The sequence below is a fragment of the Fluviispira vulneris genome (genome assembly GCF_014281055.1).
Classification (GTDB): Bacteria; Bdellovibrionota_B; Oligoflexia; order Silvanigrellales; family Silvanigrellaceae; genus Silvanigrella; species Silvanigrella vulneris.
The window spans coordinates 100,058-113,825 of the sequence record NZ_JACRSE010000005.1; the positions used below are offsets into that span (position 1 = coordinate 100,058).

General features: G+C 31.0%; 12 protein-coding genes. 4 read left to right on the forward strand and 8 right to left on the reverse strand.

Going from position 1 to position 13,768, the window contains the following annotated elements:
• Positions 1–23: 23 nt before the first annotated feature.
• From H7355_RS11875 to H7355_RS11885, 3 genes are read right to left on the reverse strand one after another with little or no spacing between them, the layout of a single operon-like run.
• Positions 24–1,397, reverse strand: coding sequence for an NAD(P)H-binding protein (locus H7355_RS11875; RefSeq protein ID WP_186647780.1), 1,374 nt, complete (start codon positions 1,395–1,397; stop codon positions 24–26).
• Positions 1,398–1,429: 32 nt separating this feature from the next.
• Entirely contained in the window at positions 1,430–2,167 is a 738-nt protein-coding gene (locus tag H7355_RS11880) for an SDR family NAD(P)-dependent oxidoreductase (RefSeq protein WP_186647782.1), read from the reverse strand.
• 28 nt (positions 2,168–2,195) lie between these two features.
• Entirely contained in the window at positions 2,196–3,194 is a 999-nt protein-coding gene (locus H7355_RS11885) for a class I SAM-dependent methyltransferase (RefSeq protein ID WP_186647784.1), read from the reverse strand.
• Positions 3,195–3,410: 216 nt separating this feature from the next.
• On the opposite strand from H7355_RS11885, the gene H7355_RS11890 reads away from it, so the two are divergent.
• The 4 genes from H7355_RS11890 to H7355_RS11905 all read left to right on the forward strand — a co-directional run bounded on the left by H7355_RS11890 (position 3,411) and on the right by H7355_RS11905 (position 7,335).
• Positions 3,411–4,139, forward strand: a complete 729-nt coding sequence (locus tag H7355_RS11890) for a hypothetical protein (protein WP_186647786.1) — start codon at positions 3,411–3,413, stop codon at positions 4,137–4,139.
• A 296-nt stretch (positions 4,140–4,435) separates the two neighbouring features.
• Positions 4,436–5,233: a 2OG-Fe(II) oxygenase gene (locus H7355_RS11895; RefSeq protein WP_186647788.1), complete on the forward strand. Its 798-nt coding sequence runs from the start codon at positions 4,436–4,438 to the stop codon at positions 5,231–5,233.
• Positions 5,234–5,255: 22 nt separating this feature from the next.
• A complete protein-coding gene (locus H7355_RS11900) occupies positions 5,256–6,656 on the forward strand; it encodes a pyridoxal phosphate-dependent decarboxylase family protein (protein WP_186647790.1) in 1,401 nt (466 codons plus the stop codon).
• Between the two features lies 1 nt (position 6,657).
• Positions 6,658–7,335: a GNAT family N-acetyltransferase gene (locus H7355_RS11905; RefSeq protein WP_186647792.1), complete on the forward strand. Its 678-nt coding sequence runs from the start codon at positions 6,658–6,660 to the stop codon at positions 7,333–7,335.
• On the opposite strand, the gene H7355_RS11910 is transcribed toward H7355_RS11905, so the two are convergent.
• From H7355_RS11910 to H7355_RS11930, 5 genes are all read right to left on the reverse strand, one after another.
• Positions 7,332–9,524, reverse strand: coding sequence for an aminotransferase class III-fold pyridoxal phosphate-dependent enzyme (locus H7355_RS11910; protein ID WP_186647794.1), 2,193 nt, complete (start codon positions 9,522–9,524; stop codon positions 7,332–7,334). The two genes, H7355_RS11905 and H7355_RS11910, sit on opposite strands and share 4 nt — an antisense overlap.
• Before the next feature lie 17 nt (positions 9,525–9,541).
• Entirely contained in the window at positions 9,542–10,732 is a 1,191-nt protein-coding gene (locus H7355_RS11915) for an aminotransferase class I/II-fold pyridoxal phosphate-dependent enzyme (RefSeq protein WP_186647796.1), read from the reverse strand.
• Positions 10,722–11,768, reverse strand: coding sequence for a biotin synthase BioB (gene bioB, locus H7355_RS11920; RefSeq protein ID WP_186647798.1), 1,047 nt, complete (start codon positions 11,766–11,768; stop codon positions 10,722–10,724). The genes H7355_RS11915 and bioB overlap by 11 nt, the downstream gene beginning before the upstream one ends.
• 154 nt (positions 11,769–11,922) lie before the next feature.
• A complete protein-coding gene (locus H7355_RS11925; RefSeq protein ID WP_186647800.1) occupies positions 11,923–12,960 on the reverse strand; it encodes a methyltransferase in 1,038 nt (345 codons plus the stop codon).
• A 127-nt stretch (positions 12,961–13,087) separates the two neighbouring features.
• Positions 13,088–13,624, reverse strand: coding sequence for a pyridoxal-dependent decarboxylase (locus H7355_RS11930; protein ID WP_186647802.1), 537 nt, complete (start codon positions 13,622–13,624; stop codon positions 13,088–13,090).
• Positions 13,625–13,768 lie beyond the last annotated feature (144 nt).

Sequence of the window (13,768 nt, forward strand, 5' to 3'; positions counted from 1 at the left end):
TGCTATCAATATTATTTTAAAATTCAAACTGATTTTTCTCTTAGAAATTTATTAAACATTTCCATGACCAATGCATGAGCAATCGCTTGTGTAAAACGATAAATATACCAAGGTAAAGAAGGGTAAAAATCATGAATCGCAGCAACGACAGATTGTTCATGCGGAGAAATTCGAAATTCTAAGCGAGCATTGGCAAATACTGGCTTCTTAACTAAAAATCCTCCTCTAATATAAAACAATTGACGATCTAGAGAACTTCGATCAATCGAATGAAATAATGTTAATAAAGTTAAACTAAATAATTTAAAATGAATATATTCACCCTCAATTTTTGATCTAATAAAAAAGAATAAAAACTTTGGCAACCACTTTGTATATTCTTGTGCAACATCAATTGCATTCCAACCACTCGGTAAAGATAAACGTTGAACGGATCGGACGTTATTTTCCAAAGAATTAGATATTTGATGCTTAACCGAATTTTCTTGAATCTCTTTTTCATTAGCGATTGCTTTTTCAAGGGATTTTTTTAAAGAGATTGGATTTGGAATATATTTCTGAAAAAGTTTGATATTTTGGGGTATCATATTATATTTTAAACTATCTACTAAGGGAGAAACTATTTCATAATATTGTCCTGTAATGAGGACAACCCAAAATTTTGAAAGATATAAAGTTGAAAGAGAAATGGGAAAAATATAGCGCTTTAATCCCATAACTCTCGCAGTTAAATGCATAAACTCAATATAAGTTATTTTTTCAGGTCCAAAGGCATCGATTGTTTCATTGTAAGTTTCTTTATTATTGATACAGAGAGAGATCATTTTTACAATATCTTCAACATCAACTGGATAGGAATATGAATTTGCCCATCTTGGACATATCATTATTTTCAATCTCTTAACGAGTGAATAAACCATTTTAAATGAAGTGCTTCCTGCACCAATTATAATTGCCGCACGAATTCTCGTAAGTGGCACTCCTGAACAACTTAATATTGTTTCAACCTCTTCTCGGCTTTTTAAATGACGAGATAACATTATCTCATCGTGAGGGATAATTCCACCTAGATATATTATTTGTTTCAGCTGACATTTTTTCGCTGCTTTTGCCACATTGTCTGCAATTATAAGATCAAGATCTTCAAACTTAGCTTGAGTTAACCGAGTTCCTTTATTCATCGAATGCACTAAATAAATGAGAACCTCTGCCCCTTTCAATGCTTCTTCCGTTTCTCTTAAATTATATAAATCACACTTTATCCATTGTATATTATCACTCTTAGTTTCTTTACGACTCAATGCTTTTAAGGTACATTTATCTGACAATTGTGCAATTAAATTCTTTCCAATGAAACCCGTTGCTCCTGCAATAACAATAACTGGCTTCTCTGACATATTGATTTCCTAATATTTAAAAGATCATCTTGCTAGATTTTAGGGGGTGTTCTCACATGGGTCAAGCCACCATCGACATGAAGAATCTGCCCAGTAATGAATGAACTTTTTACGCCTAATAAATAAGATATAGCTTCTGCAACATCTGCTGGTTCACCTATTCTTTTAATAGCATTCATTGCAGAAGTTGCTCGTACAACCATTTCATTTTTAACTAAATGTGCAGACATTTTTGTATTTATTAATGAAGGAGCGACACAATTCACTCTTATTCCAGAATTTGCATATGTCATACTTAAACTTCTTACCAGCGATTCAACTGCACCCTTAGCTGCAGAAATTGCTTCATGGTTTGTTAAACCAACTCCAGCAGCTACAGATGAAATGAGAACAATCGAACCATATTTTTGCTTTTGCATAATAGGCAATATATATTTCAATGAGTAGAAAATACTATTTAAATTCAACTCAAATGTATTTTTCCATTCCTCAATTGAGGTTTGATGCAGTGGTTTCATAACAATAGATCCGATGAGATGAACATATTCATGGATAGCTCCCATTTTTTCATAAATGGCATCCAACGTTGCTTTTACTTCATCAGGTTGAGTTGCATCTACTGAAAAAAGTTCGACATTATCTATTTCCTCACGCTTATTTCGGACTAATCCAATTACTTTTTTATCATTTCCTTCTATTCTAATGAGCTCCTGTGCTATTGTAGAATAGCATCCGTTAATAAGTAAAATCTTTTTTTCGTACATAGTCATATTAATCTACCTTTATGTATAAGTAATTTTATGTTTTTGGTTTAACTATAATTATCTGTACGCCAAGACTTAAAAAATTTTCTAAGAGAAAAAATGGAATTGTTAACACTTTCAAAAGTAAATACGAAAAAAATTTATTCTCAAAGTTAATATTTGATATTTTATTTTTATGCTTTACTTTTTCTTGTCTGCCCAACCACCAAAGGGTAAATGCATCCAAAGTTCCGTGGCTTTTATATTCAACTATCTCCAAATTTGCTTTATTAATTGCATTTATAAGAGTTTTTTTATTAAACACAACTGTATGTCGTGGCGTATGAAAACCTGCCCAAAATCCTTTTTGGAATTTTACGAAAAATGAATCATAATTGGGCACTTCAATTATGAGAATTCCATCTGACATAATTTTATCTCTTAAATTTTTAAGAACAAGAATTGGGTCATATTCATGTTCTAAAACGTGCCAAAGAGTTATAATATTAAATTTCTCTATTCCACCAATTTTATCGAACGATCCTCTAATTAATTTTATTTTTTTTAACTTATTTTCAGGGATATTATCCCAGCCTTGAGAAGACAAATCCAAACCAAAACATTGAGCATTTGTCTTCTTTTGAGTCATAAGCAAAAAAGTTGGATTTCCGCAACCATAATCAAGAATTTTAGTAGATTCATTTATATTCGGATAAAATTTTTTTAAGTATGAAAATTTTTTTAAATCAATTCTATATTGCCCAAAGTCAACGAGCCTTGAGAATTTTCCCCAAGCTCTGCTCCCTAAATGAGGTAAATATTGATTATGATAATACTCTGCCATTTCTTCTTCACTTGGAGGATCTTTTAGAAAGACAAGGGAGCAATTATAACACTGAAAATAATCGAAATAGCTATTATTTATTTGTAATTGCACATAACTTTTCTGCACTAAAAAAGTTTTGAATGAAAAGCAGTGTGGGCATTTAGTTGTTTCTTGATAATAAATCATATTACCATTTTCAATATTCAAATTAAAATGCAAAGCGTTCATTTAATATTTTAAAATTCCAATCTATCTTAACATACATGAGAATAGGTTTTATACAATACGAATCCATGTTTTTTGTATAAGCTAAGAATATATTCTTAGTACCTCTCTTTCAAAAAATTTGTTAAGCCTCTAGCTTGAAAATTAACTTTAGAAAAACTAGAATGCCTATTAAGAATTCAAAAACTGTTCAGTTACTTAATATTGTGGAATATAAAAATGGATGTAAATTTAAACAAAGATTCCGCTAAAGCGTATAATAATATTTCTTTCCAAAATTTTCATTTTAGCCTACTTAAGCAGGAACACTTTAATCAAGCAAAAGAGTGCTTAGCAAGAGTCTTCTGTACAGATGGAGCAATGCTAAAACACTTGCAGGTCCAACAGAATGACTTAAATGAGTTCTTAGATGGTTTGTTAAATCATGCAATTCCACAACAGCTGAGTTGGATAGCAGTCGATAAGTCAACACAAAAAATAGTAGCGGTGCGTGTTCTGACTGATTTTTATGATAACTACTTACCTCAATCACCATTAACAAAAGAACTTACAATTATAAAAGATTTAATTACCACACTTTATGATATCGAATCTGAAGAATTGAATGTACAAAAAAACACTTTACTTCATACTTGGATGACAGCAGTCGAAAAGGATTATCAAAAAAAAGGACTTTTAAAAAGTTTGTATATGCTAGGCTCGAACCGGGCTAAAAGTCTTGGCTTTACTTCATGTATTGGAGAAGCGAGTAACATACACAATCTTAATTTTTTAAAAAAATATACAAAGATTAATCAATTAAATTCTATAATTTACAAAAATTATCAATACAATGAAATTTTTCCCTTTGCTGATATGCAAGAACATGTAGAATGTGTGCATTATAAATATCCACTACAATTCTATCCTGAAGCTGAAGAATACAGCTCAATATATTCAAAAATATAGAAAAGACGAATTGTTAAAAAAAAGAATAAAATGAATTTATTATCAAATATAATTCTTTATAAAAAGCAAACAAAAAAAATAGACCTATTCAAACAATACAAACAGTAAAGATAACTAAGTTATTTTTACTTTAATCTAGATTATCAAAATTTATAATGTCATATATAATATATTCTATAATTACCTTTTAAAAATTAATTAATTATAAAATCTTGACAAGAATTTTTTATATGATAATTTTTCAAAACGTTTTCAAATTTATAACTCTTTTATTTTTTAATAAAATTGGAGGCTAAATGGATAATTCAATAATTGAAAGAACAATAGAAATAAAACAAAAATCAATTGAAAACTTAATACAAAATGAAACATTAGCACTCATAGTAGAAAATTTTTATGCCGCTGACTTATGTGATTCGCTGTATATTAAACTCCAAAAAGATAAAAATTCTGAAATATATACTCATGAAACAATAGAAGACAATAAATTAGTCTTACAAAACTATGGGGTCAATCGCATCGGATTACCTTTTAATTCAACTTATAATACATCTGATGCAGAGTTAATAAATGCATATTATAGAGAGGCTCAAGTTGCTAGAGAAAGACTCAGACAGCATTGCTATCCTGCTTTTACACCTATTGATAAATTGCGTTTAATTTTAGATGAAGTATTTATTCCTGGTGCTAGTGTTGCACATTTTCAAAATAAAAAAATGTTAACAGGAATTGCTAGAATAAGTTCAGAATCTCTCTCTTACCTATCAGAAATTCAACCTCATTTTGATGCTCTCCCCTTAAAATATGCTGAATTTGATAAACAATTAGCAGCTAATATCTATCTCAATACCCCTGAAGATGGAGGGGAACTTGAATTGTGGAATTCCCTCGATTTAACACCTTTGACTCAAGTTCCAAAAAATTGGCGAGAAAAATTGCCACCTTCTATAAAAATAAAACCTAAAAAAGGTGATCTCATTATTTTTAACTGTAGAAAGCCTCACGCTATCTGCGCATTTAAAGGCAAAGAAAGAATAACAATTCAAGTTTTTATAGGATATAAAGAGGGCATGCCTCTCATGCTTTGGAATTAATATTGCCTTAGGAGTTTAACAAATGGAACAAGATTTTAAAAAAGCTTTAAATATTATTTCTGATTGGATTCTGGAATATAGCACTCAGAAAAATAATTTACCTGTTTCTCCTAAATTAAAATTTGGGGATATCTATAAACAAATTCCAAAATGTCCCCCAGAAAATGCTGAGAGTTTTTCTACTCTCTTTACAGATTTTAAACAAAAGATTTTGCCAGGTTTAATGCATTGGCAAAGCAATAATTTTTTTGGCCTATTTCCAAATACAACCAGCCCACCATCAATTCTTGCCGAAATGTTAATTGCAACTTTAAATGTTCAATGTATGAACTGGACAGCATCACCCGCAGCAACAGAACTTGAAATCAGTGTAATGGAATGGTTAAGAGATCTTATTGGCTTACCAAAAGAGTTCTCTGGTGTTCTTCAAGATTCTGCCTCAAGCTCTACTCTCATTGCCACACTGATTGCACGTGAAAAAGCAACAGATTTTTTCAGTAATTTAAAAGGAACAGGACTTGCTCCTCTCGTTGCCTATTGCTCATCTGAAGCACATTTTTCTATAGAAAAAGGCATAAAAATCGCTGGGATTGGCAGTCAAAATTTGAGAAAAATACCGACCTGTGAAAATCAGAAAATGAACACAGATATACTTTTGTCCACGATTGAAGAAGATATTAAAAATGGTTTTAAACCCTTTTTAGTGGTGGGTGCTTTGGGGACTACAGGCTCAACTGCTATCGATGACTTAGAAAAAATATCTGCTATTACAAAAAAATATAATTTATGGTTCCATATCGATGCAGCATATGCAGGCGCAGCACTTATTCTTCCCGAAATAAGAGATATAGCAAAAGGCTATGAACTTGCTGACAGCATAGTTTTTAATCCTCATAAATGGCTTTTAACTTCTTTTGAATGCTCTGCATTTTTTCTAAAAGAAAAAAATAATTTAGTCCGAACATTTTCAGTTAAAACACCTGAGTATTTGAAAGAAACTCATTTTGAAGAAAATACAAATTTTAGCGACTGGAGTCTAGGCCTCGGCCGTCGCTTCCGTGCACTCAAACTTTGGTTCGTAATCCGCTGGTATGGCACAGATAAATTACGAGAAATTATAAGAAATCATATTTTACTTGGGCAAAAAATGGAAAATTGGATTGCCAATGATTCAGAATTTGAAATTCTCACACAAAGAAATTTTAACCTAATTTGCTTTCGATTTCGTTCTTCCGATGAAGTAAATTTAAAAATTATAGATCATATAAACTCATCTGGAAAATTCTTTTTGGGACATACTAAAATAAATAATCAAGTCGCAATTCGTATAGTATTTGGACAAATTGATATTCAAGAAGATCATTTACAATCTTTTTGGTATGAAATACAAAATATTGCTAAAAAATTTAAAAAGGAAATCTAATATGAAAGACACAGATTTTAACTTTTGTATATTAAATGATGAGTATTTTAATCAAGCAAAATTTTGCTTGATTAAAGTTTTTATAGAAAATGAACCTATGGGAAAGCATTTAAAACTCAGTGAAGATGATTTAACTGAATTTGTAGAAGGATTATTAATACACGCATTTCCACAAAAATTATCATGGATCGCAATTGATAATACCACAAATAAAATTGCTGCTGTAAGAATCTTAACAGATGTATACAATGATTATTCACCTGTTATTCATTCTTCAAAAAAATTAAATATCATTTTCAACTTTCTTGAATCACTTTATTCGAATCATGAGAAAGTTTTGCAGGTAAAAAAAACAACTTTACTCCACACTTGGATGACAGCTGTGGCAGAAGAGCATCAACAAAAAGGATTGTTAAAAACATTATTTAAACATGGAGCTCATTGGGCTAAAAAACAAGGATTTCAATATTGTATAGGAGAAGCGACCAATATTCACAATCTTAATTTCCTTAAAAAGTATACTGAGTTTTCACAATTGAACGCAATTGAATATAAAAAATTTGAGTTCAATAATTCTTATCCTTTTCAAAATCTAGAAGAACATTTAGAGGGAGTTTTATATTACTATCCTTTACAATATTTTCCTGAAATTGAAAAAGACATGCCAGCAATGTATTAGCAATCTTCTTTCAATAAATTATACACTGTATTTAATATACCATTCAATCTTTTTTTCGTTGAGTTAAAACTTGCTAAAATATAAATTACGTTTCCTAAAGGACGAATAGCTATATCTAAATCTTGCAGTTTTTCTACGATTGATTTTGCTCTCAACGAAGCATATCCTGCTTCAGTATCAGACAGTTCAACGGCAAATATACTTCCAAAAGCAAAAACTCCGGTAACAGAATCAAGACAAGATATTTTTTCTACATAAGCATAATTCCATAAATTACAGATAGTATCTCTTTCAGGGCAATAATGAAGTGAAGCTTGTATTTCATCGATTGCTTCCAATGCGACAGCACAACCAACTGGCGTTGCTGTATAAGAATGTCCATGTAAAAGAGCTGTTGACAAATCATCACCTAGGAAGCAGTTAAAATAGTCTTCACTTGCTAAAGTAACAGACATAGGCAATAAACCACCTGTTAAAAGTTTTGCATAGCAAGCAATATCTGGATTTATATTCAACAATTGTGCCGCTGTTATTTTGCCAAGTCGCCAAAAACCGGTAAAAACCTCATCAATAATGACAGGTATATTTCTTTTTTGGCACTCATAAATAAGTTGCTTTTGAAAGAGAGGATCGATGAGCTTCATACCACCAGCCCCTTGAATAATAGGCTCTAACAGCAAGGCACCTATCGCTATATTTTCAGAAGCAATATATTCCAATTGAGTTTGAATATAGGAAGAATAAATTTCTGATAAATGCGTTTTTTGTCGTTCATCATCAAAAAATGACCCTAATGATTGAAAAGGCATGGTAAAAGTATTTTCAGTAGACATACCCTTAGGAAGACTCACAATGTATTTTTTATTTTTGAGAGCTATTTTTGGATAATCTAACCAAAATCCTTTTGGAGTATACCAATGTTCATTGTTTTTAAATATATTTGGATTTGTTGCATTCATGGATGCATTTGTATCACCATGATATGAATCTTTTAAACCTATTATATAAACGTCGATCTTTTTATTATCTTTTGGAAATCCAATAGATTTTCTAAATGCAATTTTCAAAGCAATTTCAACTGCACTCGATCCATTATCCGAATAGAATACCCGATTCGCCCAACCTCTCCCAACAGTATTGATTAATTTATGAGTCAGTTTTGCAACGGGTTCATGAACATTACCAGGGAACATTACATGACCATATCGACCCGCTGCGTGCACCGCTGCTTGAGCTAGCTTTACGGATCCATGGCCGATTCCTTGCGTCCACCAACTTGCAGATGCATCATATGAAATTTGTGAAAGTAAATTATTATTACTTTCCTGCTGCAACTTTAAAAAATGTATATTGTCGTTAAATGCGCTCTCTATATATTTAGCAGATTTTATATTTTTATGTTGAGTAAAAGGCCACCATATATGCTTATTAGCAATATCGATATACTCGTCAATTATTTGAATTCTACTTAAATGATAGTTTGAAAGAAACCTAAATACATTTAAAAATTCATTTAAATTAATATTAAACCACAATTCAAGTTCTTGTGAATAATTATCATTCTGCCTAATATCTTCTAATTTATTCAAATTTTTCATTTCAAAAACAGGATATTTTTCATTATAATACTTCTTTAGAAATTCACCATTCTCATGTTCACCTGAAAAAAGAAGAATACAAGTTATATTGTACCCACGGCTTTCAAGCAAAGATATCGAACTGATTGTGCATGAAATTCCCCCTAATTTTGCATCTGCTATAAAAATCACAGGCAATCTCAGAGGCCGATAAAAATCACATTGAAGATTGCCAGACAATGATGGCGAAGCAACTCCACCAGCACCTTCGATTAAGACAAAATGAGCTTGATTTTGTTTAATCTCATCACGTATCATTATTAAAAGTTTTTCTTCAAAATCTTCTAAAGATAAGTTCCCAGATAATGCACGATGAGGTGAAACTGGTTCAGATAATGAGAAAAGAGTTTTTGCACTCACTTTAGCAGATTGATTGTATTTTTTAACGAATGATGAATCTGAATCTTTTGGGAATCCAGTTTGAATCGGTTTTAAATAAAGTGTATTAACTTTTTCATGCGCTGCTGCCAAACAAAGTCCAGTGGAAAATAAAGTTTTACCTATATCTGTATTTGCACCCATAACATAAAATGCAGGATATTTTGTTAACATAAATCTTCCTTTAAAATTTAGAATATATTTTCAATTAAATCATCTATATCTTTTTCTGAATGATCGCTTCTTAATATAACTCTTAACCTTGCTGTCCCGCGCGGGACTGAAGGAGGGCGAATTTCTTTGACTAAAATTCCACGTTCTAACAATGATTGTACCATTTTTAAAACAAGCGCATTGTCACCTATTATCAATGGAATTATATGAGAACAATGATTATTTAACTCATGAATATTCTGACACGAACGATTTTTGGGCAATAAAGATATTTTTTCTTTAAAATAATTTATAATTCTAGATAATTTATATCTTTTTAATTTTCCTTCTTCGCTAAAAATTATTTTGAGTGATTGATGGAGAGCACCAACGGCAAATGGAGTAGCTGCTGTTGAATAGATTAAAGCCTTTGATTTTTGCATTATTCTTTGTTTTAATTCTAAATAATCAGTTGCAATAAAACCACCAGAAACCCCTAACGCTTTTCCACAACCAGCAACTATAGCTAACACATATTTTTTTAAATATGGGTTTTCTGCCAAATAACTTCCTGTTGAAAAAACTCCAATTGAATGTGTTTCATCAATAATTATAAAAGTATTATACTTTTCACAAATTTCTAATAATTTTGTAGAATCGAAAATATCACCATCCATAGAAAATAAAGATTCTATTACAATGATTTTTGCTTGGGCCGATGATTTTTGTAATTTTTGCTCTAAATTATTAAAATCCATATGGCGAAAAATAGACGCAGGAATTTTTGCATTACGAAAACCTAAATAAATACTTGCATGACAACGATGATCAACAAATAATTCCTGAGAAATTATATTTTCTTCAAATGAATACGGTGCAAGAGCATCAAATAATGCTAAGTTTGCCATAAATCCAGAAGTAAAATAAAGAGAATATTTTAAACCAACACAATTTGAAAAATAGTCTTCTAATTCCAAAAGATTTGCATCGGTTTCTACAACCATTCTTGAAGAACCTGATCCTGCCCCATTCTCTTGAGCAGCTCGGTAACCAGCATTTATCACCCGTGGATCAAAGCGCATTGCTAAGTAATCATTTGTTGAAAAATCAATCTTGATTTTTTGTTCACTTTTATTTTTAAAATAGTGAATTGGTTTTCTAAAATTATGCTGCTCTATTAAGACAGAGTTCGTGCTCTGCCATATTTTATTCAAATATTCAGTTGACATATTCTTTTTCATTTAAAAGATTAAGTGGCTTTGTGACATCATCGATAAGTTTATTATCGAAAGAATAACCTGGAAGCGGAGAAGTTAATAAAATGTCGCCGCTGAAAATGGAGTTAGCCCCTGCAGCTAAACATAAAATTTGTGCTTCTCTGCTCAAATTCATTCTACCTGCAGAAAGACGTAAACGGGCTTTTGGAATAAGAATACGGGCCACAGCGATGGTTCTGACAAAATCGAGCACATCGACGTCATCTTGATTCTCTAAAGGTGTACCATCAAATTTAACTAGGAAATTGATGGGAATACTTTCTGGCTGTGGATCCATGGTAGCTAAAAAGGCGACAAGTTTCATTCTATCTTCAGCACTTTCGCCCATTCCTAATATTCCACCACAACAGATATTTATATCATTTCTTCTTAGATTTCTTAGTGTTTCAACTCGATCTTTAAATTTTCTTGTTGTAATTATTTTTGAATAATAATCTTTTGAAGTATCAACATTATGATTGTAATAATCCAAACCTGCTTCTTTTAATTTTCGACTTTGCTCATCATTTAACAACCCTAACGTAACGCAGGCCTCCATTCCTAGCGCTTTGACTTCACGAATTGCTTCTAGTACCCGCTCAAATTGTTCGCCTCTTGGCGGCTTTCTCCAAGCTGCTCCCATGCAGAAGCGCTCTGCTCCATTTTCTTTAGCAACCTTTGCTTTCTCGACAATATCTTGGACTTCCATCAAAGGATGCTTTTTAATGTCTGTTTCATAACGTGCACTTTGAGGGCAATAGGAACAATCTTCAGGACAAGATCCTGTCTTAATCGATAGCAATGCACTGCGCTGAATGTCTGCTTCTGGCCAATGCTCCTTATGCACAATAGCGGCATCTTGTAACAATTGTAAAAAAGGTTTTTTATACAATTCTATAGCTTTTAAGTATAATTCTTCATTATATTCTTCACTAATTAGTTCTTTGGCCTCGTCTGCACAGTATTCCTGCTGAATTTTTTCTCTTTTATCTTGTTCTAAATGCTGCATTTTTTATCTCCTCTAAAAATTATCGCCAAAAAGAACTGGAGATAGTCTTACATTCGAGAATGAAATCTGTAAAGCAAATAGAACATAGCTTAAATAAATAAGAGTTTTATGCAATTTTTTTGAGAAATTAAAAATCAGGAGAAAAGTGATAGAATCACTTTTCTCTCACTTCAATAAGGCAGGTCATATTTAAAACATTTTTAGCGCTTACAAGCTTGAGATTTGCTGAGTGAAATAGCTTTTCAAATTCAGAAAAAGTTCTTTCTTTTCCTTCCGTCATTAAAAGCATTGCAAAATCCATCGTTCTTGCCAATAATGGTTCAATTGAACTTTCTAAAGCCGCTTCAATTAAATAAATTTTTCCACCTTCATTTAATGCTTTTCGACAATTTGCTAAAATTTGTCTTGCTTTTTCATCATTCCAATTGTGAATGATATTTGAAAGCACAATGCAATCTACTTTAAAAGGAAGAGGCTTAAAGAAATCACCCCATATCAGTTCAACCCTATTTTTATATTGAAAGTCTTCCATTTCGCTCATAGCACTTTCTATAACACTTTTTTGATCAAAAAGTATCCCTTGCAAATGTGCGTGCTGAGTAATCATATTTCTAATTGAAGCTCCTGAGCCTCCTCCGACATCTGCAATTGTTTTTACAGAGCTTAAATCCATTTCATACAAAGCATTTTTATTTATATTTTCAGACAAATCACGCATTGCTAGATTAAATACAGTTTCTCTCTCAGGATTTTTATTAAAATAAGAATAAAGAGATTCATTATGCGCACATTCAAAAGCACTTTTTTCTGTTCTTAGAGCTTTATCAATATTTTCTGCAGCTTTGAAAAATTCAAGACTCCACAGATTTGTTAAGTTTGCATAATTTCCTTTTTTATTAGGAAGAAATCTTTCGCCCATTCGAGTCAAATGAAAATTCATATCGCTTGTTTCTTTGATCAAATTAATATTTTCAAGGCATTTTAATAATCGATAAAGTCTACTCGGTATAAAATCATTTTTTTTAGCCAAAGAATTTAGTTCATTTATACCATTATCTAAATGCATAAACAAATCATATTTAACAGCAATCTGGATACACTTTAAGTTAATATTTGCAGCAAGAAGTCCATTTATTTTCAAATCATCATTTGCATTATACATATCGAAAAAGTTTTGTGAATTATTTTTCATAAAATTCTCCTTCATTTGATGTTGCACAGTTGACATCAAAAATATATTTAATTTTTTTATAAAGTAAAGCATTTTTTTAATTTTTTATTTGTAACTTTAAGTCATTAGAAACAAATGGAAGATATCATTATTCGATTTCTAAACACCAATCAAGCATTTTTTTTATATGATAACTTTCTAAAAATGGATTCACTAATATCAGTCGCAGAAAAAATCCATCTTCATCTTGAGAATAATTTATCATTGCATAATTTTTATCAATTAATTTATTTCTTACAATTTTTGACCAATTAAAGTTACTATAATTTTTATAAGGAGGAACTATTTTAACACATATATTTAAATATTCTGGAGTATGCAATAATTCTAATCGTTCTTTCTCATTTATATACATCAAAACTTCATCACGAATTTTGTAAAGTTTATTAACAAAATCTCCTAGCCCATTCGTCCCTACACTTTTCCATAATGACCAAAAGCTTAAAAAATCACCTTTCCGTCCACACTGCCAAGTCAATTGTCCTTTATCTACAGCGGTTGGATTTTGATGAAATAAATAATCACAATTATCGACAACATTTGCATCTTTTAAAAGTTGGGCACGACGAGTTAAAAAGAAACTACCTTCCACCTCTGTTAAGAGGTTATATTTTAGCTGGAGCAAGGATTTATGGTGAACCAGCAATAGATATGAGTTTTAAATGTGTCTATTTTTTTACCATGCTTTATTTAAAAGACTTATCCCCTCTTTTTAAACAAAGATATATTAGAAATCTATAACACTTATGGCCAGTAGTTTAAGAGTTTT

What these genes read in the sequence shown, in the direction of transcription:
- H7355_RS11875 (WP_186647780.1), bottom strand. Translation starts at nt 1,397, where the DNA reads ATGTCAGAGAAGCCAGTTATTGTTATTGCAGGAGCAACGGGTTTCATT.
- H7355_RS11880 (WP_186647782.1), bottom strand. Translation starts at nt 2,167, where the DNA reads ATGACTATGTACGAAAAAAAGATTTTACTTATTAACGGATGCTATTCT.
- H7355_RS11885 (WP_186647784.1), bottom strand. Translation starts at nt 3,194, where the DNA reads ATGAACGCTTTGCATTTTAATTTGAATATTGAAAATGGTAATATGATT.
- H7355_RS11890 (WP_186647786.1), top strand. Translation starts at nt 3,411, where the DNA reads ATGGATGTAAATTTAAACAAAGATTCCGCTAAAGCGTATAATAATATT.
- H7355_RS11895 (WP_186647788.1), top strand. Translation starts at nt 4,436, where the DNA reads ATGGATAATTCAATAATTGAAAGAACAATAGAAATAAAACAAAAATCA.
- H7355_RS11900 (WP_186647790.1), top strand. Translation starts at nt 5,256, where the DNA reads ATGGAACAAGATTTTAAAAAAGCTTTAAATATTATTTCTGATTGGATT.
- H7355_RS11905 (WP_186647792.1), top strand. Translation starts at nt 6,658, where the DNA reads ATGAAAGACACAGATTTTAACTTTTGTATATTAAATGATGAGTATTTT.
- H7355_RS11910 (WP_186647794.1), bottom strand. Translation starts at nt 9,524, where the DNA reads ATGTTAACAAAATATCCTGCATTTTATGTTATGGGTGCAAATACAGAT.
- H7355_RS11915 (WP_186647796.1), bottom strand. Translation starts at nt 10,732, where the DNA reads ATGTCAACTGAATATTTGAATAAAATATGGCAGAGCACGAACTCTGTC.
- bioB (WP_186647798.1), bottom strand. Translation starts at nt 11,768, where the DNA reads ATGCAGCATTTAGAACAAGATAAAAGAGAAAAAATTCAGCAGGAATAC.
- H7355_RS11925 (WP_186647800.1), bottom strand. Translation starts at nt 12,960, where the DNA reads ATGAAAAATAATTCACAAAACTTTTTCGATATGTATAATGCAAATGAT.